16 protein-coding genes are annotated in these 21,692 nt (G+C 72.5%); 2 read left to right on the top strand and 14 right to left on the bottom strand.

Going from position 1 to position 21,692, the window contains the following annotated elements; all coding sequences use genetic code 11:
- Positions 1–237: 237 nt before the first annotated feature.
- The 12 genes from AB0472_RS02860 to AB0472_RS02805 form a co-directional block, all read right to left on the bottom strand.
- Positions 238–1,227 (bottom strand): ImpB/MucB/SamB family protein, encoded by a 990-nt coding sequence (locus tag AB0472_RS02860; RefSeq protein ID WP_366352815.1) that lies wholly within the window; start codon positions 1,225–1,227, stop codon positions 238–240.
- Positions 1,224–4,676, bottom strand: a complete 3,453-nt coding sequence (dnaE, locus tag AB0472_RS02855) for a DNA polymerase III subunit alpha (protein ID WP_366352813.1) — start codon at positions 4,674–4,676, stop codon at positions 1,224–1,226. Before dnaE ends, AB0472_RS02860 begins: the two co-directional genes overlap by 4 nt.
- Before the next feature lie 515 nt (positions 4,677–5,191).
- Positions 5,192–6,271 (bottom strand): S1 family peptidase, encoded by a 1,080-nt coding sequence (locus AB0472_RS02850; RefSeq protein WP_366352812.1) that lies wholly within the window; start codon positions 6,269–6,271, stop codon positions 5,192–5,194.
- A 300-nt stretch (positions 6,272–6,571) separates the two neighbouring features.
- Positions 6,572–7,408 carry a slipin family protein gene (locus AB0472_RS02845; protein ID WP_366352810.1) on the bottom strand — a complete coding sequence of 279 codons (837 nt, stop codon included), beginning with the start codon at positions 7,406–7,408 and terminating at the stop codon, positions 6,572–6,574.
- A gap of 123 nt (positions 7,409–7,531) precedes the next feature.
- Positions 7,532–8,431 carry a S1 family peptidase gene (locus tag AB0472_RS02840; RefSeq protein WP_366352808.1) on the bottom strand — a complete coding sequence of 300 codons (900 nt, stop codon included), beginning with the start codon at positions 8,429–8,431 and terminating at the stop codon, positions 7,532–7,534.
- A gap of 318 nt (positions 8,432–8,749) precedes the next feature.
- Positions 8,750–9,163 (bottom strand): DUF1684 domain-containing protein, encoded by a 414-nt coding sequence (locus tag AB0472_RS02835; protein ID WP_366352806.1) that lies wholly within the window; start codon positions 9,161–9,163, stop codon positions 8,750–8,752.
- Positions 9,164–9,227: 64 nt separating this feature from the next.
- The gene (locus AB0472_RS02830) at positions 9,228–10,043 is read right to left on the bottom strand and encodes an LLM class flavin-dependent oxidoreductase (protein ID WP_366352805.1); all 816 of its coding nucleotides are present in this window, start codon (positions 10,041–10,043) and stop codon (positions 9,228–9,230) included.
- Positions 10,044–10,104: 61 nt separating this feature from the next.
- Complete coding sequence (locus AB0472_RS02825) at positions 10,105–11,859, bottom strand: FAD/NAD(P)-binding protein (protein ID WP_366352803.1); 1,755 nt, start codon at positions 11,857–11,859, stop codon at positions 10,105–10,107.
- Positions 11,860–12,413: 554 nt separating this feature from the next.
- Positions 12,414–13,010 (bottom strand): ATP/GTP-binding protein, encoded by a 597-nt coding sequence (locus AB0472_RS02820; protein ID WP_366352801.1) that lies wholly within the window; start codon positions 13,008–13,010, stop codon positions 12,414–12,416.
- Positions 12,994–13,344, bottom strand: coding sequence for a DUF742 domain-containing protein (locus tag AB0472_RS02815; protein ID WP_366352800.1), 351 nt, complete (start codon positions 13,342–13,344; stop codon positions 12,994–12,996). The genes AB0472_RS02820 and AB0472_RS02815 overlap by 17 nt, the downstream gene beginning before the upstream one ends.
- Entirely contained in the window at positions 13,341–13,769 is a 429-nt protein-coding gene (locus tag AB0472_RS02810) for a roadblock/LC7 domain-containing protein (protein ID WP_366352798.1), read from the bottom strand. Before AB0472_RS02810 ends, AB0472_RS02815 begins: the two co-directional genes overlap by 4 nt.
- Positions 13,766–16,048 (bottom strand): nitrate- and nitrite sensing domain-containing protein, encoded by a 2,283-nt coding sequence (locus AB0472_RS02805; RefSeq protein ID WP_366352797.1) that lies wholly within the window; start codon positions 16,046–16,048, stop codon positions 13,766–13,768. The genes AB0472_RS02810 and AB0472_RS02805 overlap by 4 nt, the downstream gene beginning before the upstream one ends.
- 560 nt (positions 16,049–16,608) lie before the next feature.
- Between AB0472_RS02805 and AB0472_RS02800 the strand changes: the two genes are divergently transcribed.
- The gene (locus AB0472_RS02800; protein WP_293991899.1) at positions 16,609–17,049 is read left to right on the top strand and encodes a cell division protein SepF; all 441 of its coding nucleotides are present in this window, start codon (positions 16,609–16,611) and stop codon (positions 17,047–17,049) included.
- A gap of 37 nt (positions 17,050–17,086) precedes the next feature.
- Here AB0472_RS02800 and AB0472_RS02795 read toward each other — a convergent pair whose 3' ends face one another.
- Together AB0472_RS02795 and AB0472_RS02790 are read right to left on the bottom strand one after the other, a co-directional pair.
- Positions 17,087–18,280, bottom strand: coding sequence for an acyl-CoA dehydrogenase family protein (locus tag AB0472_RS02795; protein ID WP_366352795.1), 1,194 nt, complete (start codon positions 18,278–18,280; stop codon positions 17,087–17,089).
- A 184-nt stretch (positions 18,281–18,464) separates the two neighbouring features.
- The gene (locus AB0472_RS02790; protein WP_366352794.1) at positions 18,465–20,081 is read right to left on the bottom strand and encodes an MFS transporter; all 1,617 of its coding nucleotides are present in this window, start codon (positions 20,079–20,081) and stop codon (positions 18,465–18,467) included.
- A 259-nt stretch (positions 20,082–20,340) separates the two neighbouring features.
- On the opposite strand from AB0472_RS02790, the gene AB0472_RS02785 reads away from it, so the two are divergent.
- Entirely contained in the window at positions 20,341–21,642 is a 1,302-nt protein-coding gene (locus tag AB0472_RS02785; protein WP_366352792.1) for a mannosyltransferase family protein, read from the top strand.
- Positions 21,643–21,692 lie beyond the last annotated feature (50 nt).

Here is a 21,692-nt window from a genome sequence, read left to right as displayed (position 1 = left end):
TTACGCCCTGTGATCCGGATCACGAAGGATGCTGTTCACTCATCAAGTTACGGACGAGTAGTGCAAGCGTGAAGTTACGCGTCAGTAAAACTTCCGAGTAACCGGTCGCGAACCACTCGCCTGATGAGGTGTCACCAGCCGGGCCTGAGGGGACCATAGGGCGCGATACGGCCCAAACGGCCCTACAACACGCGCACTCCGCTCCCCCAGCACGTCACCCCTGCCCCGGGGCCGCGGTCAGTTCGCCAGGGCGGCCGGCCGTACGGCCTCCGGCCCGAAGCGGCGGCGGGCACGGTCCGCGGCAGCTTCGGCGGCGTGGGCGCGGGCGTCGCCGGGGTCCAGGGAGAGCTGCCGGTAGGCACTGTCGGCCGGCCGCAGCCCGTCGGCACGGATCGCGAAGGCGCGGACCCGTGCGCGCTGCAGCCCGAGGGAGGCCAGCAGTCCCAGGGCCGCCGCGGCGAGGACCGGTGAGTGGTCGGTGGGTTCCGGCAGCGGGCGCGTACGGGTGGTGGAGCTGCGGTCGGCGTACCGCACGGTGAGGGTGAGCCGGTCGGCCACCTGACCCTCGCCACGCAGTCGTTGGCCGATCCGGTCGGCCAGTCCGACGACCGCCCGGTGGTGGCGGGCAGGGTCGAGGGAGTCCCGCTCCAGTACGAGGTCGGCGGCCAGGTGCGCCGCCGGCTCCGAGGGGACGACCGGCCGGGGGTCGTGGCCGCGGGCGCGCTCCGCCAGCAGCCGCGCGGGGCCCGCGCCGAGAAGGCGCTGGAGGGTTCCCGCGGGCAGGTCGACGACCTGCCCGATGGTGTGCAGGCCGTATCGGCCGAGTGTCTCCGCCGTGACACGGCCGACCCCCGGGAGCGCGGTGACCGGCCGGGGATACAGCCAGTCGGCCGCGTCGGCGGCGGGAACCCAGGTGGTCTCGCCCGGCGCGGACGCGTCGGCCGCCATCGCCGCGAGCATGCGGTTGCCCGCGAGCCCGGCGCTGCCGTCGATGCCGTACAGGCCCTTCAGCCTCATCAACGCCATCTGGACCGTGTCGTAGGGGGACAGGTCGAAGTACCGGAGCGCCGACGTCAGGTCGAGCTGGACGGCGTGGGGCGGGACGGCCTGGACGTGTGGCGTGATACCAGACACCAGTTCGATTATGTTGGCGTACTGCTCCTCCGTCAGCATGGCGTGCAGGTGGAGGTGGGCGATGTGCCGCTGCCGTGTACTCGTTCCGCTCATCCCGCGCTCCCGGGGCTTCGGTGGCCGAACTTCTTCAGGTCGGCCGAGCGGGTACCGGCCGGCTGGAGGTCGGCGTACGGGTGCAGCCGGGCGCCCGCGGTGCCGTCGGCCAGGGTGCGCCGCGGCTGGGCGGGGGTCGGGTGCGGGCGGTCGGCGCCGAGCAGGGCGAGCGCGGCCTGCGGGCCGTTGTCGCGGCGGGCGGCGGCGATCTCGTCCAGGTCCCAGGCCATGGCGCCCACGACGGTACGACGGGTGCCGCGCACCTGCACCGTGCCGCGCACCAGCAGCAGCCCGCTGTGGAACACGGTGTACGCGCACGCCGGGTGCGAGTCCTCGAAGAACGCCAGGTCGACCAGCCCGGACCCGTCCTCCAGCGTGACGAAGATGATCCGCTTGCCGCTCGCGATCGGCGGGGTCTGCGTCGAAGCCCGTACCCCGGCGACGAGCACCTGCTGACCGGCGCGCATCCCGGCCAGGTGCGCCGCGTCGGTCGCGCCGATCTCACGCAGCAACCGGTGGTGGTGCTCCATCAGGTGCCGGGAGACGTCGATGCCGAGGGTGCTCAGCTCGGCGCTCAGGGCCTCACGGCCGGTCATCTCCGGCAGCCCGCTCGGCTCCGCCCCGCCGACCGCGTCCGCGGTGATGGGCAGCTGGCCCTCGTGCGCGGACCGGTTGCGGGACTGGCGATGGAGTTCGGCGATCTGGAGCAGCAGGTCGCGGCGGGTGAGGCGGCCGTCGTGCAGAGAGCTCAGCGCGCCGATCTCGGCGAGGCGTTCGGCGACCGGTCTGCCGGGGTGGGCCCGCTGCCAGAAGTCGGACAGCGATCCGTACGGCTGCCCCGCCTCGATCCGCGCGCACTCCGCCTCGCTGATGCCGTGCACCGCGGACAGCGCGAGGCGTACGCCCCACCGGTCTCCGTCGGTCTTCTCCACGGTGTGCCTGATCCGGGAGTGGTTGATGTCGACGGGCAGGACGGGCACCCCGCCCCGGCGGGCGTCGGCGACCAGGACCCGCTTGGGCCACATCCCGGGATCGTGTTCGAGCAGGCCCGCCAGCAGGAACGCCGGATGGTGCGCCTTGAGCCAGGCGCTCTGCAGGGCGGGTACGGCGAAGGCGACCGCGTGGGCGCGGCAGAAACCGTACGCGCCGAAGGCCTCGACGGTCTTCCACACCTCCTCCCGCACGGCCGCGCTGTAGCCACGCGCACCGGCCCGCTCGTGGAACCAGTCCCTGATCCTGGGCAGCTGCTCCTTGTCGCCCAGCGCCCGCCGGGTGATCTCCCCGAAGGCCCGGTCGCAGCCGGTCAGCACCCGCAGGGTCTCGATGATCTGCTCGTGCCAGATGGTCACGCCGTAGGTGTCGGCGAGCACCGGCTCCAGATCCGGGTGGGCGTAGTCGGGTACGCCGCCGTGGCGGGCGGCGATGTACCGCTCGGGCATGCCACCGGCGACCGGGCCGGGGCGGAAGAGGCTGATGTCGGCGATGACGTCCTGGACGTCGCGCGGCTGGAGCCGGGACAGCAGGTCCTGCTGGCCGGGCGACTCCAGCTGGAACAGGCCGAGGGTCTGACTGGCCTGGATGAGCTTGAAGGCGAAGACGTCGTCGAGCGGCACCTGCCCGGGGTCGTCCAGGTCGATGTGGTTGCCGGTGGTCCGTTCGATCTCCGTGACCGCATGAGCCATCGCGGACTGCATCCGGACGCCCAGGACGTCGAGTTTGATGTTGCCCAGCGCCTCGATCTCCTCCTTCGCGGCCATGGCCATGGGGTAGTCGCCCTGCGGGGTGGGCTGCACCGGCAGCCGGTCCAGGAGGCCGGCGTCGCTGACGACCACACCGCAGGGGTGCATGGCCATGCCGTGGACCAGGGAGTCGAGGCCCTCGGCGAGTTCCCACAGGGGGCCGTAGCGGGGTGCCTCGGCGGCCAGTTGCCGTAGTTCGGGCAGTTCGGCGAGGGCGCTGGTGATGTCGCAGGCGCGCAGGTGCGGGAAGCTCTTGGCGATCCGGTCCACGTCGGCGGGCGGGATGCCGAGGGCGAGGCCGGTGTCCCTGAGCGCCCGGCGCGCCCGGTAGGTCTCGGGCATCGCGGTGACCGCCACCCGCTCCTTGCCGAAGCGTTCGAAGATCGTGTCGTAGCACTCCAGGCGGCGGGCGGACTCCACGTCGATGTCGATGTCGGGCAGCGACTCCCGGCGCCTGCTGAGAAAGCGTTCGAACAACAGGCTGTGGTCGAGCGGGTTGGCGGTGGCGATGTCCAGGGCGTGGCAGACCAGGGAGCCGGCCCCGGAGCCGCGGGCCGCGACCCGGATGCCCCTGGCCCGGATGTCGGCGACGACCTGTCCGACGGCGAGGAAGTACGCGTCGTAGTTCCAGTGGGAGATGACGGCGAGCTCCTCGTCCAGCCGGTCGAGCGCCGCACGGTCGCGGTCGAGGCCGCGCCGGGCCAGGCCGGCTTCGGACTTCTGCCGCAGCAGCCGGGCCGCGCCGCCGGCCGCGGGCTCGGCGCCGAAGAGCGCCGGTTCGGGGAGGTGCGGGGTGCCGAGGCCGAGGTCCGCCTTCGGGTCGACGGTGCACGCGGCCGCGGTGGCGGCGGTGTCCGCCGTCAGCCGGTGGGCCCGGCGGGGGTCCGCTCCGGCGCAGTCAGTGATCATGCGGGCGACGGCCGCCATCCCCCTCTCGTCCCTGAGCCAGCGCTGTCCGCTGTCCAGGCGGCGCCGGTCGATCGGTCTGAGCAGCCGGGCGGCGTCCAGGACGTCGGCGAGGCGGTGCTGGTCGGGGTCGGCGTAGCGGACGGCGTTGGAGAGCACGGCGGTCGTACCGGTGCGGTCGGCCAGTGCCAGGGTGCGGGCGGCCAGACGCAGGGATCCCGGGCCCGTGCCGGAACGTTTCTGCGCGACGGCTTCCAATCGAACATCCCTCCCGAAGATCTCCTGCCAGGGCGCCAGCAGCCGCACCGCGACGTCCTCCCGGCCCACCGACAGCGCCCGCACCGGCTCCGAGAGCGGCCCGAGCAGCACGGTCAGGCCGGGGCCGCCGTACTCGCGCAGCGCCTCCCACGGCACCACCGGCGGGGTGCCGGACACGGCGCCGACATGGGCGGCCGACGTGATCCGGCACAGCCGGGCCCAGCCCGCCCGGTCCTGGGCGAGCAGCACGAACCGCAGCGGCGGCTCGACCACGTGCGCGCCGCCGCGCGCCGGGGTACGGCGGCGCGGGGAGGGCGGCGGGGGCGCCAGGGCCTGCACCGCCAGGTCGATACCGAAGACCGGCCGGACCCCTTCCTTCGCACACGCCTGCGCGAATCGAACAGCCCCGGTGACCGTGTCCCGGTCGGTGAGCGCGAGCGCGGACATGCCCCGCTCCGCCGCCCGCCGGACCAGCTGCTCGGGATGGGAGGCGCCGTAGCGGACGGAGTAACCGGACGCGACGTGCAGATGGGCGAAGCCCGTCATGCCGCACCTCCATCACTCCACCCCTTTTCAGCCATACGCCCGATATGTTCACCGCACGTCCGTTCGATTACTCTAACCCCATCAGCCCCGGTCAGCGACTCTTAATCGAACATGGGGACGATTCTTTGGGAGAGCAGGCCGGGCGGGCGACGACCGGAACAGGCACCGCCCCGTCAGCTCCCCGGCACGCCGGCGCAGTTGGAAAATGCGGCCGCCACGTCACACCCCTGGCGAGTGTTCGACACCCCGAGAGGAGCCACGTCCTCGCAGTACGCGTCCAAGGGATCACTTTCCGTGGTGGTCCGTGAGGGTGGCCCGGCCACCCTTGGGTGCGGCCGGCGGCGGAGCACGACGAAGGCCCTGCCCCCTCGCAGGGGGCAGGGCCTCGCAGGGGGCAGGGCCTCGCAGGGGGCAGGGCCTCGCAGGGACACCGCGTGTGTCGGCCGGTCGAGGTGCCGGTGGGTGCCGACGGTCCGGACGCGGGAACCGTCAGCCGGTCCGGACGCCGGAAACCGTCAGCCGATCCGGGCCCCCGTCGCCGACAGCGCCTCCGTCACCGGCTGGAAGAACGTCTCGCCACCGGAGGTGCAGTCGCCGCTGCCGCCCGAGGTCAGGCCGATCGCGTTGCTGCCCGAGAAGAGCGAGCCGCCGCTGTCGCCGGGCTCGGCGCACACGTCGGTCTGGATGAGGCCGCTCACGGTGCCCTCGGAGTAGTTCACGGTGGCGTTGAGGCCGGTGACCGTGCCGTCGTGGACCTGGGTGGTGGAGCCGCTGCGGGTCACCTTCATGCCGACGGTGGCCTCGGCCGCGCCGGTGATCTGCTGGACGGAACCGTCGTAGAGGTCGACCGCGCTCGGGTGGTCCACGGCCGAGGTGTACTTGACCAGGCCGAAGTCGTCGCCCGGGAAGCTGGACCGGGCGTTCTGACCGATCACGTTCCCGGAGGAGTCCGACCAGGTGGAGATGGCCTGGGTGCAGTGCCCGGCCGTCAGGAAGTACGGCTGACCGTCCTTGACCACGTTGAAGCCGAGCGAGCAGCGCCCGCCCGAGCCGCTGATCGCGTCGCCGCCGGCGATGAAGGGCTTGTACTCCCCCTTCGAGTGCCGGAGTTCGGCCTTCCCGCCGAGCCCGTCGACGACCTTGGTGAGCTTGGTCAGCTCGGCCCCGGTGACCGTCCGGTCGGCGGTGACGACGACCCTGTTGCCGACCGGGTCGGTCGCCCACGAGGTGCCGGGGATGGTCGCGTCCTGCTTCAGGGTGGTGCGCGCGCCGTCGAGTTCGGCGAGGGAGTTGGCGACGAGTCTCGCCCTGGCCCCGGCCGCCTCGACGGCCCTGGCGGCGGTGTCGTCGAGCACGTTGACGACGAGGTTCCTCGCCCCGGCGTCGTAGTAGGTGCCCGCCGTGTCGGTGCCGAGGTCGGCGGCGAGCGTGGAAGCGAGCTTTCCGGCCGCCGGGGCGGACAGGGTCTGCGGTGTCGGGGCCCGGGTGGGCTCACTGGCGTTCGCACTCTGGAAGGTCACTCCGGCGGCGACGAGCGCGGCGACACCCGCGCCGGCGAGCGCCGCCCGGTGCCCGGGTATGCGTCGGTGCTTCAACTCATGTCCTCCTGTGGGGGGTCGGCCCGCAAGGTGGTGGGGACCTCGGGGGCCGGAAGGCTGGTTGACGGCCGCCCACTATTCCGAGCCCCACAGGGAGCACACAAGGTCGACTCCAGGTCTCGTGCGCGCGGATGTTGTGCGCCCCCTGTGCACGGATCGTGCACGGCCGCCCGCACCCCGGGAGGAGCCGCCCGCACCCCGGGAGGAGCCGCCCGCACCCCGGGAGGATTCGCACTGCAAACACCGCACGCGGGCGGCGGGCGGCGGGCGGCGACGTCCGCCCGCGCCTCTCTCCGGCTACCCCTGGCCGGAATTCGCCCCCGCCGCCCCGTCGGCCCCGCCCGCACCATCGGCCCCGGTCGCCGGGGGCAGTTGCTGCTGTGCCCGCTCCAGGAACCTCAGCAGCTCCACCGGGAACGGCAGCACCAGCGTCGAGTTCTTCTCGGCGGCGACCGCCACCACCGTCTGCAGCAGCCGCAGCTGGAGCGCGGCGGGCTGCTCCGACATCTCCTTCGCCGCCTCCGCGAGCTTCTTGGACGCCTGCAGTTCGGCGTCGGCATTGATGACCCGGGCCCGGCGCTCCCGGTCGGCCTCGGCCTGCCGGGCCATGGACCGCTTCATGGTCTCGGGCAGCGAGACGTCCTTGATCTCAACGCGGTCGATGGTGACGCCCCACTCCACGGCCGGGCTGTCGATCATCAGCTCCAGGCCCTGGTTGAGCTTCTCCCGGTTGGACAGCAGGTCGTCCAGCTCGCTCTTGCCGATGATGGACCGCAGCGAGGTCTGCGCCATCTGCGAGACGGCGAACCGGTAGTCCTCGACCCGGACCACCGCCTCGGCGGGCCCGGTCACCTTGAAGTAGACGACGGCGTCGACGCGTACGGTCACGTTGTCCCGGGTGATGCCCTCCTGCGCGGGCACCGGCATCGTGACGATCTGCATGTTGACCTTCTGGAGCCGGTCCACGAACGGGACGATCATGGTGAACCCGGGCTCGCGCACCTCCGGTCGCAGCCGGCCGAGGCGGAACACCACGCCTCGCTCGTACTGCCTGACGACTCGTGCCGCGGCCAGTGCGTAGACCGCTCCGACGGACACGAGAGCGGCTCCGGCCGCCACCAGCGCCTCGACCATGCCGGCCCCCAGGGGGTGACTCCAATGGTCCTTCGACGGTAACTCCGGCACCCCGTCAAAAGGGAGCCCCCGCACGCCGGTTGCGTACGGGGGCCCACCGGGAGATGCGATCCGGGAGGATCGTCAGCCGACGCTCACGCCGTAGTAGCTCAGCGCCTCGGTGACCGGCTGGAAGAAGGTCGTACCGCCGGAGGTGCAGTCGCCGCTGCCGCCGGAGGTCAGACCGTAGGCGACGGAACCGCCGTAGAGCGGGCCGCCGCTGTCGCCGCCCTCGGCGCAGACCGTGGTCTGGATCATGCCGTACACGATGTCACCGCTGCCGTAGTTGACGGTGGCGTTGAGCGCGGTGACCCGGCCGCTGTGGGTGCCGGTGGTCGAACCGCGGCGGTACACCGTCGTCCCGACGCTGGGCGTGGCCGCGCTGGAGATGGTCTGGCTGCCGACCGCGCTCGGGTGCGCGATCGAGCTGTTGGTGTACCGCACGAGCGCGAAGTCGTTCGTCGGGAAGCTGTAGCCGACGTTCGTGCCCAGGACCGTGGTGTGCCCGGAGTTGCTGTACCAGGTCGAGGCCACCTCACCGCAGTGCCCGGCGGTCAGGAAGTAGTACGTGCTCCCGCTGTGCACGTTGAAGCCGAGCGAGCAGCGGTAGGAGCCGCCGTAGATGGCGTCGCCGCCGGTGATCAGCTTCTTGAAGGTGCCGGGGGTGTGCTTGATGGTGAGCGCGCCGGAGTTGACGCCCGCCTGCCGCTTGATCTTGGCGATCTCGGCGTTGGAGACCGTGGAGTCGACGGTGACGACGACACGGTTGGTCTTGCTGTCGACGGCCCAGGCGGTGCCGGGGACGTCCGCCTTCAGGACGGAGCCGTTCACGGCCTTCAGTTCGGTGGTGCTGAAGGTGTGGACGTCACTCGCGCTCGCGGTGGGGACGGCGAGCGCCGCCGCGGCCAGGAAACCGGTGCCCACGGCGATCAGCCGGGTCCGTCTCGTGATACCGCTGCGGGGGGTCGTGCGCTTGATCCTCACTTTTCGTTCCCTCCCAGGGGAAGTCGGGGGCCCGCGTGGGGTCGGGGCCCGTGAGGCGCAGCCAGTGGGTGGCGCCCGGTTTTCGGACACGCAATGCCCCTGACAAGCGCTGTGGGGGAGTATTCGGGCGAACGACCGGTACCCGCAAGGGTGCCTTTCGGCCGTGCGACCGTGTTCGAACCGTGCCGACTTTGTGTGATCTCGTTGCGGTCCGGGCGAGTTGACGCCCTGTCCGCGTCCGTCGAACGTCCGTCGAATGGCCGCCGAATGTCCGTCGGATGTCCGTCGGATGCCTCAGGCGAGCTTCCGCTCCCCCGCCTAGGCGGCGAGGTCAAGCGTGTTGCCCGGCGGCGGGAAAGGGCAGATGAAGTGGTCCGCGAAGGCGCACTGCCGCAGCTGCGCCCGGTTGAAGTCGACGGCGGTGGAGCCGTCGGCGGCCGGGGCGGCCGAATAGAGGAACCTGAACCGGAAGCTGCCGGCTCCGCCGGTGGTGCCGGCGAACACCGCCCACACCCGGCCGTCGGGCTGCTCGGCGACCTGGAGCGTCAGCTCCCGTCTTCCGGGGACGGCGGGGAGCCGGCCGTCCGGACGGTCCTCGATCTGGGGTCCCCCAGGCCGTCCCGGGCGCTGGGGGAGGCTGCCGACCAGCGCGAGCGGCCCGTACGGCGCCGACACCGTCTCCGCACGGTGTTCGTGCCGGCGCTTCCAGTCCCCGGCCGCGTCCGCGTTCATACGCTCGGTCCCTCCGTCGCCTTCGTCGTCGCGCCTGTCGTGGCTCTCCTGTGCGCAAGGTATGTCACGGCGCGGCGAGTTGCCCGGCGGCCCGGGCGAGGCCGAGGTGCTCGCGCAGGGTGCTGCCCGGGTAGAAGGTGCGGAACAGACCGCGGTGCTGAAGGAGCGCCACGGTGCCGTTGACCAGGCGCTCCAGGTCGCGGCGCGGCTCGGCGGGGACCAGGTGGAAGCCGTCGGTGGCGCCCTCGCCGTGCCAGCCTGCGACCAGCTCCGCCAGATCCACCGGACCGCCCCGGTACAGCGGCCCCTGCACGGTCTGCCGGGGTCCGCCGCCACCGTGCCCCGGCTCGGCCGCGCGCTCCCCGTCCCCCAGATCCACCAGGAGGCTCACCAGCACCCGAAGGGCCTCCGGTTCCCGCCCGAACTCCTTCGCCTGCTGCCGCAGTTCCTCCCGTACGGCGGCGGCCTGCGCGGAGCTCGCGGCCCGTACGAGGGCGACGTCGGCGTACCGGGCGGCGGCCTGCCGGGCGGCGGGCTCGGTGGCGTCGGCCACCCGGACCGGCTGCTCCGGCGCGGGCCCCGGGGTCTCGGTCCACCGGCCGGCCCGGCCCCGGCTGACCCGGTCGAGGTGGGCGGCGCCGGCCTCGGGGGCGGCCGTCACCGGCACCAGCCCGATCCGCCGGGTGGCCGCGGCCACCCGTGCCAGCACGCCGACCGCATCGGGCTCCGGCCACCCGAACCGGTCGTCGAGCGTCACGAAGTCCAGTCCGCCGCTCTCGGCCAGCCGCACCAGCTCGACGGAGCGCTCCGCGTCGAACACGCCGACCTGGTCGACGGCGGCGGCCAGATGCAGCAGCCCCCGGCCGTACGAGCCGGTCATCACCACGAACCTCCCTGTAAGACAGCCTGTGAGACAGCCGGGCACCGGCCGTGACGCTCGCTCATGACCCGGCTCCGGTGAGCTCGGCCAGGAAGGTGAGGGCCGCGCGCGCGGTGGCGTCGTTCTGCCGGAACGCGGGCCCTCCGGTGCGCGGCCGGGTGAACGCGCCGGGCGTACGGCCGTTCGTGAACGGCCCGAGCGCGAACCGCCGGGGATGCGGCCGCCCGGCCCCGTCGAGGATCCGCCCGTCGGCGGGGTCCACCCTGAGCAGCCCGTCGGCCGTCTCGGCGGCCTCGTCGGCGGGCAGCCCGCGCAGCAGGGTGTCCCGGGCGCGCCCCACGGTGGGTTCGGGCAGTCGCGCCTCGACGAGGGCCCGCGCCTCCACCGCGAAGCCGGGAACCGTGTCGGCGGACGCCCGGAACACCCCGTCCTCGGCCGTCACCGTCATCCCGGCGCCGACGAACCGCAGCACACCCGCCCGGGACAGCGCGAGCAACTGCCGCAGCCGGGGGCCGGGCGGCCCGGAGGCGAGGTAGCTGAAGAACCCGTGCCACCAGGACCCGATGTCGCCGAGGCGGACCAACTGCCCGTAGACCGAGAGCAGCCCGAGGAACACCGCCAGGTCGGCGCTGTACGCGGGATCGTGCCGGCGGTCCAGGTCCGCCTCGATGTAGCCGCGCAGCCCGTCCTGGAACTCCTCGTGCGACCCGTACCGCACCCCGTCCAGCGGGTGGTCCAGCGCCGCGAGGTCGAGCCGGTCGGCCGGGTCGGGAACGGCGGCCGCCACCAGCGCCCGTACGTCCGCCTCGCCCTCGGCCGCGGCGTACTTCTCCTCGAAGTCCCGCCAGGCGACGGCCGTCCGCTCGGGGTGGACGGTGAACAGCCGGTGGTAGTGGGCGAAGCCCAGCTCCTTCGCCACCAGCGGCCACACGTCCCGCCGGAAGTCGAAGCCCCCGGTCCTGGCGAGCAGCGCGTCGATCTCGGCGGGGCCGAGGAAGCGGGGCAGCGGCGGGCGTTCGCCGGTCCAGTCGTACCCGATCTTCGAGTGGTACGGCACGCCGCGCCGCGACCCGACGTACAGCACCGGCTCCTGTCCTGACGGCACGTAGGTGTCGCCGTCGTAGTGGCCGCCCCGCCCCTCGGTGAGCAGGACCATCAGGTCGACGAAGGCGAGCCCGAACCCCCGCACGAGCACCGGTTCGCCGGGCGGCAGCGCGGACAGGTCGCTGTCGGCGGTGAAGTCGGGCGGCAGGTGGACCAGGCCGTGCGCGTCGGCGTAGGCGGCCAGCGCGGCCTGGTCCGGGTCGAGTTCGGCGTCCAGGTGGCCGAGGGCGAGGACGACGAGGTCGGCGAGGAGCGGACGCGGCCGGCCCTCCAGCCAGACCTGCTGGCGGCCCTCGCGCGGCCCGCTGATCCGCAGGGCCCGGCGCGGGTGGTGGTGGACGGTGATGCCGTCCGGGAGGTCGGCGACGGCCCGGTCGTGGACGTGGCGCAGGTAGCGGCCCTGGATCTGCCGGTCCGCGAAGGTGCGGCCGTCCAGTCCCGCCCACTCGTGCAGGGTGGGGCCCTCCCGCACCGGGCCGGCCATCCGCACCGTCTCGTCCGTGAACATGGTGACGTCCTCGGCGTGCGAGTTCATCCACAGCAGCGGCGACTGGGCGGCCCGCCAGATCCGCCCGGCGCCCGGCGGATGCGGGTCGACCAGGTGGATGTCGAGACCCGAACCGGCGTACAGCTCGGGCGCGTTGGCGGCGATCCGCTCCAGGAGTCCGGTCCCGCGCGGCCCGGCTCCCACGATCACCAGCTGGGGCCTCATCGGGCAGCCCCGGGCCCGGGTATGCCGGAGGCGGTGACGGTGGCGGTGGTGGTTCTGGCAAGGGTCTCGGAAGACATGCGAAGGCTCCGTGGCGGATCAATCGAACACGGTGGACGCGCACACAGGGGTGCGGGTGCCTTCACACGGAGCGCCGGAGTACGGCGCTCTTACGGCCGAGCCCCTCAGCAGGGCCGTCCGTCGACTCTACGGTGCCGTTTCCCCTAACTGTCAAGGGTGTCCAGAGTGTGAGCGGCGCGTCTCAGCTCGGTTGACGGAAAACCGGAGACCTGTTCCACTTGGCCCATGCATCCGCAGCAGTGGCTGGTCACCCGCTCCCACATCGACTTCGGTCGAGTGTGGTCCTGTTCCTGTTGAGCTGACCCCCTGTGCGCCCCGCGGTCGGCGGGGACTCCTCGCCTTCCCCCCTCGCCTTCACACGCACCCCTCCCCTCGAGAACAGCCGTCGCGTCAACGCGCCCCGAAGGGGCGCGGGGAACTGCGCGAGCAACCACATCCGACAAGCACTCGCCACACGACCCGCGCCCCCAGGGCGACTAGCGCGCAGCCATCGCCCTCCTCCTGGGTACGGACCTCACCCCGATCACCCGGTCCATCAACGCCCCCAGCACATCCCGCACCGACCCCCGCTCCCGCGCGTCGCACTCCAGCACCGGCACGTCGGCCCCGAGCCCCAGCGCCTCCCGCACCTCCTCCAGGTCGAACCGTTCGGCGCCGTCGAAGCGGTTCACGGCGAGGACGAATGGCGCCCCATGGGCCTCGAAGTAGTCGACGGCGGGAAAGCAGTCCTCGATCCGGCGGGTGTCCGCGAGGACCACCGTGCCGAGCGCGCCCTCCACCAGGTCGTCCCACAGGAACGAGAACCGGTCCTGCCCGGGCGTCCCGAACAGGTACAGCGCGACGGCCGGATCCAGCGTGATCCGGCCGAAGTCGAGCGCCACGGTCGTCGTGGTCTTGGACTCGACCCCGGCGAGCGAGTCGACGCCGACCGACACCTGGGTGATCGCCGCCTCCGTGTCCAGCGGCTCGATCTCCGAGATCGCCCCGATGAACGTCGTCTTGCCGACCCCCAGTCCCCCGCTCACCACGATCTTCACGGCGAGCGGCACGACCTTCTCAGAGCGCCCGGACATGATCCCTGATCCTTTCCAGCAGCTGGAGCGGCAGCTCCGCGGGTTGCCGGCAGGCGAGCTGCCCGGCGACGACGAGATCGGAGATCAGCACCTTGGCGACTCCGAGGGGTACGCCGACCCGGTGCGCCACCTCGGCGACCGTGGTCGGCTGCGCGCACACCGCCACGATGTGCCGGCGTTCGAAGGTGAGCGACTCGTCCGCCACGCCCACGGCCATGACCAGCGTCTCCAGCCGCAGATCGGTCTGGAGTGGCTCGGCCCGCCCGCCGGTGATGATGAACGGCCGTACGAAGGCCGTGTCCTCGACGGGTTCGGCAGGCTCCCGCGCACTCATCGTGGCAACGCCTGCCGCAGATCGGCGATGAGCGTCGGGGTCAGCAGGTCGCCGGCCCGTTCCGCGAGCACCGCCATCTCGTAGCCGACGAGGCCCAGCTCGCCGCTGGAGTCGGCGAGGACGCCCAGACAGCTGCCGTCCCGGATCGCGGAGACCAGCAGGAAGCCGCGCCCCATCTCGATCATGATGAGCTTGACCCCGTCGAAGCCGTACCGCTTGGACGCGCTGCGCGCGAGTGACGAGAGTCCCGAGACGATCGCCGCGAGATGGTCGGCCTCGGTGCGCCCGAGCCCGTCCGAGACGGCGATCAGCAGCCCGTCGGAGGAGACGGCGACCGCGTCCCGTACCCCGTCGGTGGACTTGACGAAGTTCGCGAGCAGCCAGTTGAAGGTCCGCGAGTCGTTGGCGGTGTCGACGGTGGTCACTCGCCGTCCTCCTCGCCGCGCGCCCCGGCCGCCTGTCCCGGCCCCTGTTCCTTCTCTTTCTCCCTCTGCTTCTCCTTCTCCAGCTGCTTCTCCTTCTCGACGCTGATCCCGCCCCGCATGTGTGCGCTGCGCAGGGTGGCGAGCATTCCGGAGACCTCTTCGGGACTGCGGTCGGGGGTGCGCTCGGCGGGCGCCGGGCGGCCGGTCCGGTCCGTCTCGCTGACGGCCTCCCCGATCGCGCTGCGCTGCGGGCGCTTCACGAGCCCGTTGCGGGTCCGGGCGGCCGAGGCTCCCTTCTTCTGAGGCTGTTCGGGCCGGGCCTCGGCGGCCACGGAGACGAGCGGCGTCTCGTCGGGCTCCTTGCGCGGGGCCGGTACGGCGGCGGCCGGCTGCTGCTTCGGGGCCGCCGCGGGCTCGGTGAGCAGGCTGTCCGGGACGAGCACCCGGGCCACCACCCCGGCGGCCGGCGCCTCCCCCAGCCGTACCTCGATACCGCACTTGCGGGCGAGCGCGCCGACCACGAAGTGGCCGAGGAACCGGGTGGGTTCGGCCATGAAGCTGGCGGTGCCGGAGAGCCGTACGTTGGCCTCGGCGATCGCCTGGGCGTCCATGCCGAGGCCGTGGTCGACGATGGCGACCAGGTAGCCGGCGCTGGTGCGACGGCCCTCGATCTCGACGTCCGAGTCCGGCGGGGAGAAGCTGAGCGCGTTCTCGATCAGCTCGGCGAGGAGGTGGGCGATCTCGGTGACGACCGCGCCGGTGAGGTGGGCCGGCTCCACCCGGCGCAGGGTGACCCGGCGGTACTCCTCGACCTCGGCGAGGGAGGCGCGCAGGACGTCCGTGACGGACAGCGGGGTGGACCAGGGGCGGGGGCTGGACTCCCCGGCGAGGACGAGCAGGCTCTCGGCGTTGCGGCGCATGCGGGTGGCCAGGTGGTCCAGTTCGAAGAGGTTGGCGAGGGTCGCGGGGTCGGCGTCCTCGTGTTCCAGCCGGTTGATGAAGCTGATCTGACGGCGCACCAGGTTCTGGTTGCGGCGGCCGAGGCTGACCAGCGAGTCGGTGGCGTTGCGGCGCAGCACGGCCTGCTCGGTGGCGAGGTCCCAGGCGGCGCGCTGCACCCGGTCGAAGGCCTCGGCGACCTCCTTGACCTCGGCGCCGGCCCGGCCGGGGACGGCGAGCGGGGCGGGCGGTTCGGGGTGCTCGCCGTAGGAGCCGTCCTGGACGGCGGCGACGGCCTTCGGCAACCGCTCACCGGCGACCTCGCGGGCCTGCTGGGCGAGTTCGGCGAGCGGTGCGGAGACGGATCGTACGCAGTCCAGGGCGAGCGCGCCGAGCGCGGCGACGGTGCCGAGGGCGAGCAGCAGGAAGAGCAGCAGGTCGCGCTGGGCGGCGCTCTCCAGGGCCGAGGCCCGGTTCTCGACGTCGGTGCCGAGCGAGACCTGGACGTCCCGCAGCCCGTTGATGGTGGCGGTCATCGCGTCCCACCACCGCATCGGCGGGACGGCATTCCACTTGAGCCTGCCCCCGCCCTCGACGGCGGTGCCCTCGTAGGCCAGCGCGCGTTCGGCGTCCGGGGTGGACATGGCCGCGTCCAGGCGGCGCTGCTGGGCGTCGGTGGCCGAGCGCGGGAAGGCGTCGAGGGCGGCGAGGCGGCCGGCCCTGATCTCCATGAACCTGCTGTAGTCGTCGCCCCGGAACTGCCCGGCGCGCACCGAGCCGAGCACGATGGCGCGCTCCTCGCCGGTGAACTCCTTGGCGTTGCCGAGGATCTGCAGCGTCTGGTAGGCGTCGCGCAGGGTGGCGTCGTGGACGTCGCTCAGGCCGAGGTCGAGCCGGTCCAGGACGGTGATGGTGGTGGTGAAGTAGTCGAAGGTGTCCTTCACCACGCCGGTGCGGTCGTCCGCGTGCTTGCGGATGCCGGCGAGGCCGTCGAGCCGTCCCAGGGACTCGCGCACCGAGTCGGCGGCGCTGTCGGCACGGCCGCGGAGCGCGTGGTCGAGCCGGGCGCGGGCGGCGTCGGTGGCCTTGCGCTGCGCGGGCAGCTTGCCCGCGAACTCCTTCACGCCGCCGACGTATCCGGTGGTGAGACCGCGTTCCTTCTGGAGTTCGTGGATCAGGCCCTGCAGCGTGATCTCCAGCCGGGCGTCGGCGGCGGTGGCCGAGGCGTTGCGGTAGGCGGAGATCTGCTCGGCGGCCGCGACGCCCAGCAGCGTCAGCAGGACGGCGAGGGCCAGGACCAGGATCCTCAGGAGCCTGGTGCGAATGGTGGCTGCTTGCACGGAAGTGCCTTAATCATGAGGCGAGTTGATGGATGTGCGGAACCGGGGGGAGAAATGGTTCTGCGCTCCGGCCAACGAACCTCTGCGGGCAGCGGTCACCCGATCATGTTTTTGTTTTACGTCACGGAAACAGGATCAAGGCGAATCCCGAGGCGGGGATCCCGGCGCCACTCTCCCGTATACGGTGACGGACGCTCACCCCGGTTGACGCCGCCCGCCGCCGCACCCGGGCCCGGCGAGGGGTCCTGAACGTGCGTCAGACCACCCTGAAGCAGGACGAAGAGGGCCGGAAGGCGCGGCGAGGAGACTCCGGACCGTCTCCGCCCGTTCACCCGGACGCACCGCCCATCACCCGGACGCCGGGAACAATCATATTTCACTCTCAGTCAGCAGACGTATGAGCCATCGCCCTTGGGGTACCTGGGCTCTCGACGTTTTGGCTCTGCACCAGTACCGTCACAAACCCCCCGTGCGGCGTCTATCCACTTGGCGCGACATCCGCATCATGGACGACCATAGGGATGCGGAAGCAAGAAAGACCGCTGTGAGAGGAGGCGTCCATGGGATCGGTACGCAAGGCGAGTGCCTGGCTCGGCCTCGTCGACGACAACGATGACGAGCGTTACTACGACGACGACTACTCCGAAGGGACCGAGCAGCCCGGGGATGCCTGGGTCACCGACCCCCGGGTCAAGGTGGCCACGGACACCGCCGAGGAGAAGGGCCGCCGGATCGGCACGGTCACCCCGGACAGCTTCCGGGACGCCCGCGCGATCGGCGAGCTGTTCCGCGAGGGCGTGCCGGTCATCGTGAACCTCACGGCCATGGAGCCGGGCGACGCCAAGCGCGTGGTCGACTTCGCGGCCGGGCTGACCTTCGGCCTGCGCGGCACGATCGAGCGGGTCGCCAACCGGGTCTTCCTGCTGACCCCCGCGAACACCGAGATCGTCAGCGGTGAGCCGGCCAGGCGCCGCGAGGACGGCTTCTTCAACCAGAGCTGAGGCAGGGCCCTCACCGGCCCTGCCCCCGCCGTGGGGTTCACCGGAAGGCGTCGAGCCCGGTGAGCGCCTTGCCCAGCACCAGCTGGTGCATCTCGACGGTGCCCTCGTAGGTGAGCACCGATTCGAGGTTGGTCGCGTGCCGCATCACGGGGTACTCCAGCGAGATCCCGTTCGCCCCGAGGATCGTCCGCGCGGTACGGCAGATCTCGATGGCCTCGCGTACGTTGTTGAGCTTGCCGAAGCTGACCTGCTCGGGACGCAGGCGGCCGGCATCCATCCGCCGCCCCAGGTGATGGGCGAGCAGGATTCCCTTGTGCAGTTCGACCGCCATGTCGGCGAGTTTGGCCTGGGTGAGCTGGAAGCCGCCGATGGGCCGACCGAACTGCTCGCGCGACTTCGCGTAGTCGACGGCGGTCTCGAAGCAGGTGCGGGCGGCGCCCATGGCGCCCCACACGATCCCGTACCGGGCGTGCGAGAGACAGCTGAGCGGCCCCTTGAGACCGGTGACCCCGGGCAGCACGGCATCGGCGGGCAGCCGCACGTCGTCCAGCACCAGCTCACTGGTGACACTGGCCCGCAGCGACCACTTGTGCCTGATCTCGGGCGCCGAGAACCCCGGCGTGTCCGTGGGCACGACGAACCCCCGGATGCCGTTCTCCGTCTGCGCCCACACGACGGCGACGCCCGCCACCGACCCGTTGGTGATCCACATCTTCCGCCCGTTCAGCAGCCAGTCGCCGCCGGCGTCGCGCCGGGCGTACGTGCGCATGGCGGCCGGGTCGGACCCGTGGTCCGGCTCGGTGAGCCCGAAGCACCCGATGACGTCACCGGCGGCCATGGCCGGCAGCCACCGCTGCTTCTGCTCCTCACTCCCGAACCGGTGAACGGCGTACATGGCGAGTGACCCCTGCACGGACACGAGCGACCGGATACCCGAGTCGGCGGCCTCCAGCTCCAGGCAGGCGAGCCCGTACTGCACGGCGGACGCCCCGGCGCACCCGTACCCGCTGAGCGACATCCCGAGGGCCCCGATCGACCCGAGCTCCTTGGCGAGCTCCCTGATGCCGGGCAGCTCCCCGCTCTCGTACCACTCGGCGACGAACGGCAGCACCCGATCCGCCGCCCAGCTCCGCACGGTCTCCCGTACGGCGAGGTCCTCCGGCTCCAGAAGATCGTCGATCCCGAGCGGGTCACCGGCATCGAACGGAGGCAACTTCACGGACGCGGACATTCAGAACCCTCCCGAAACTAGCAGTGCTAGTCGCAGTCTTCCTGTTCCCCCGCCTGCGCACCACCCGTGCGGGCAGAGCGCGGGCGAGACAAGCCCCGCCCCACGGCCGCCGGCGACGAACCACCCCCACGGATCGCCCGGCCCCTCCCCCGACCCGCACCGGCGGGGCGGGGGCGAGGCGGGGCTACGCGGAGACGCGGGAGCGTTCCGCTTCCCTGGGGGCGGGGAGGTCCACCGGCGCCGCGACGTCCTCGCACTGCATCGCACGCGGCAGGCGCAGCGCCATCACCGCCCCCAGCAACAGCAACCCCGCACTCACCAGCAACGTCACATGCAGCCCGTGCACGTAGGAGTCCCGCGCCGCCCGCCGCAACGCCGTCCCGGCCGGCCCGCCCAGCCGCCCGGCGACCTCGTACGCCTCGCCCAGCGAACGCCCCGCGGACGCGGACGCCGCCGCGGGCACCCCCGGCACACCGGCCAGCCCCGGCGCGTACGCCGCGTTCATCACGCTGCCGAGGAGCGCGATCCCGATCCCGGCGCCCAGCTGGTACGACGTCTCACCGATCGCCGCCGCCCCGCCGGCCTGCGCGGCCGGCGCCTCGCTCAGCATCGACTCGTACGCACCGAAGAGCGTCGTCTCCAGACCGAAGCCGAGCAGCAGGAAGCCGAAGAGCAGCAGCCCCGCATTGTCGGTCCCGCCCATCGACGTCAGCGTCAGCACCGCCGCCGCGGTCAGGCAGAAGCCGAAGCACACCATCCGGCGCGGCCCGAACCGCCGTAGCAGCCGCGCCCCCGCCAGCCCCGCCGCCATCGCGGCGAGCGTCAGCGGCAGCAGCCGCAGCCCCGTCTGCAACGGCGACAGGCCCAGCACCAGTTGCAGATACTGCGCGGCGATCAGCTCAAGACCCACCAGCGCCAGCATCGCCAGCACGATGCAGCCCACCGCCGTGCAGAACGCGGGCCGCGCGAACATCCTCAGGTCGACCAGCGGGAACGCGCGCCGCCGCTGCCGTCGTACGAACAGCACCAGCAGCAGGGCGCCGAGCACGAGCGGCACCACCGTCAGCGGGCTGCCCGCCGGCTCGCCGCCGCCGAGACGCTTCACCGCGAACACCACGCCGAACAGGCCCGCCGCCGCCATCAGCGCACCGAGCACGTCCCAGGGGCCGTCGCGCTCGCCGCGGGACTCGGGGAGGAGGAGACGCCCCACCGGAAGGCTGACCAGCATCAGCGGGATGTTGACCAGGAAGACGGAGCCCCAACAGAAGTGTTCGAGGAGGAAGCCGCCGAGGAGGGGGCCGACGGCCGCACCGACCGCCGCCACCGCGCTCCAGATGCCGATGGCGAGGGCTCGCTCGCGCCGGTCGGGGAAGACCGCCCGGAGGATGGAGAGGGTCGCGGGCATGATCATCGCGCCGCCGACCCCGAGCAGTGCCCGGGCCCCGATCAACCCCGCCGCGCTGGGCGCGAGGGCGGCCGCCGCGGAGGCGATGCCGAACAGGGTGTAGCCGAGGAGCAGGACGCGCCGCCGGCCCACCCGGTCACCCAGCGTGCCGAACAGGATCAGCAGCGAGGCGCAGACCAGCGGGTAGACGTCGACGATCCAGAGCAGTTCGATGGCGCCGGGCTTGAGGTCCTCGGTCACGGCGGGCATCGCGACGTGCAGCACGGTCGCGTCGAGGGCGACCAGCAGCAGGCTGACGCAGAGGACGACGAGGACGACCCAGCGGTTGGCACCGGTACCGGCCCTGGGCACCGCACGACGGCGCGGTCGTACGGCGGCCCTGGTCGTCCCGGACATGTACGTACCTCCCAGATGGTCACTCGCGTGCGGCGGACCGGCGGGGTGGGGACGCCCCGTCGTACGGCCGGAGAGGAGCGGAGATCCCCGGCCCGCGCATACGAACGCGAGTGACACGTCAGCGTACGCGAGTCCGCAGCGGGGGCACGTGGCGGACCTCTCACCCGCTCCGGAGAACTCATGTGGCGTACGCCACTGCCTCGCCCCGCACGTCGCCCGCGCGAAACCGCGGTTCCGCGGCCCGTCGATAATCGAGCCCGTGACCGATCTTGAAACGCCCGTGGCGGCACCGCGCGCCCCCGCCCTGCGCCGGGCGGCGCCGGCCCTGTTCGGGTACGCGGCGGTGCGCGCCCTCGGCCTGGCCGTGCTGGCCGGGTGGAGCGCGGCACGCGGCAAGAACGCGTACACCTTGCTGACGGCTCGCTGGGACTCGCTGTGGTACGTGCGGGTCGCCGAACTGGGCTACGGCTACCAGGTGCGGCTCCCGAACGGAGACGTCCACTCCAACCTGGCCTTCTTCCCGCTGCTGCCCTGGCTGGAGCGCCTGCTGCACGCGCTCGCCCCCCTGTCGTACGCCGACGCGGGCTTCACGGTGAGCCTGCTCGCCTCGCTCGCGGCGGCCTGGGGGATCTTCGCGGTCACGGACGTCGTGTACGGCCGGCGGGTGGGGGTCTGCGCGGTGCTGGTGTGGGCCGTCCTGCCCGTCGGGATCGTGCAGTCGATGGCGTACAGCGAGTCGCTGTTCACGGCGCTGGCCGCCTGGTCGCTGTACACCGTGCTGACCGGCCGCTGGGTGACCGCCGGGGTGCTGGCCGCGCTGGCGGGACTGACCCGGCCGGTGGGGCTCGCCGTGGTGGCGGCGGTGTGGACGGCGGGGGTGGTCTCGTTCGTGCGGGACCGAGGCAGGGGCGCGCGGGACGGCGGTAGGGATCGGCCGGACGGCGCGCAGCTTGCCGAACGCGCCCCCGAGACGTCCAGCGCCGCCCGAGCCCGGCGCGCTCCGCAGGCAACCGGCGCACCACACACGACACGCGCCCCCCGTGTCACCACCCCCGACACCCCCGCGTGGCGCCGCGCCCTCGGCATGCTCCTCGCCCCCGTCGGCGCCGCCGGCTACGTCCTGTGGGTCGGTCACCGCACCGGCCGGGGCCCGCTCGGCTACCTGGACGTCCAGGCGGGCTGGCGCAACGGCTTCGACGGTGGCCAGGCGTTCGCGCGCTTCGTGGCCGACAAGTTCACGTCATTTCCGTCCGCACTGGCCGGAGCGGGTTTGATCGTCGGCGTCGGCCTGCTGCTGTGGCTCTACGTGACCGGCGTCCGCCGGCGGCAACCGCTCCCCCTGCTGGTCTACACGGGTGTCGTCCTCGCGCTCGCGCTGTGCGCGTCGAGCTACTTCGGGTCCAAGCCGCGGCTGCTGATGCCCGCCTTCCCGGTGCTGCTGCCCCTGGCCCAGGCTCTCGCCCGGCTGCGCACGAGCAGATCGGCGCTGGTCACGGCAGGTGTGGCGGTGGCCTCGGCGGTCTATGGCGCGTTCTGGCTGAACGGTTCCGGACCTCCATGATCGTCTCGATGGTCCCGATGAGCAGCGGGAGAAATCCACCCCATGCTTTG

Source organism: Streptomyces sp. NPDC086777 (assembly GCF_040702065.1).
In the GTDB taxonomy this organism is placed as follows: domain Bacteria; phylum Actinomycetota; class Actinomycetes; order Streptomycetales; family Streptomycetaceae; genus Streptomyces.
The sequence above is the reverse complement of the archived record's forward strand: the minus strand, read 5'-3'. Positions and strand labels throughout refer to the sequence as shown.

Excerpts from the sequence above, each read along its gene's own strand:
- AB0472_RS02860 (WP_366352815.1), bottom strand. The coding sequence starts at position 1,227 with ATGAGCGGAACGAGTACACGGCAGCGGCACATCGCCCACCTCCACCTG.
- dnaE (WP_366352813.1), bottom strand. The coding sequence starts at position 4,676 with ATGACGGGCTTCGCCCATCTGCACGTCGCGTCCGGTTACTCCGTCCGC.
- AB0472_RS02845 (WP_366352810.1), bottom strand. The coding sequence starts at position 7,408 with ATGGTCGAGGCGCTGGTGGCGGCCGGAGCCGCTCTCGTGTCCGTCGGA.
- AB0472_RS02835 (WP_366352806.1), bottom strand. The coding sequence starts at position 9,163 with ATGAACGCGGACGCGGCCGGGGACTGGAAGCGCCGGCACGAACACCGT.
- AB0472_RS02830 (WP_366352805.1), bottom strand. The coding sequence starts at position 10,043 with ATGACCGGCTCGTACGGCCGGGGGCTGCTGCATCTGGCCGCCGCCGTC.
- AB0472_RS02825 (WP_366352803.1), bottom strand. The coding sequence starts at position 11,859 with ATGAGGCCCCAGCTGGTGATCGTGGGAGCCGGGCCGCGCGGGACCGGA.
- AB0472_RS02820 (WP_366352801.1), bottom strand. The coding sequence starts at position 13,010 with ATGTCCGGGCGCTCTGAGAAGGTCGTGCCGCTCGCCGTGAAGATCGTG.
- AB0472_RS02815 (WP_366352800.1), bottom strand. The coding sequence starts at position 13,344 with ATGAGTGCGCGGGAGCCTGCCGAACCCGTCGAGGACACGGCCTTCGTA.
- AB0472_RS02800 (WP_293991899.1), top strand. The coding sequence starts at position 16,609 with ATGGGATCGGTACGCAAGGCGAGTGCCTGGCTCGGCCTCGTCGACGAC.
- AB0472_RS02795 (WP_366352795.1), bottom strand. The coding sequence starts at position 18,280 with ATGTCCGCGTCCGTGAAGTTGCCTCCGTTCGATGCCGGTGACCCGCTC.
- AB0472_RS02790 (WP_366352794.1), bottom strand. The coding sequence starts at position 20,081 with ATGTCCGGGACGACCAGGGCCGCCGTACGACCGCGCCGTCGTGCGGTG.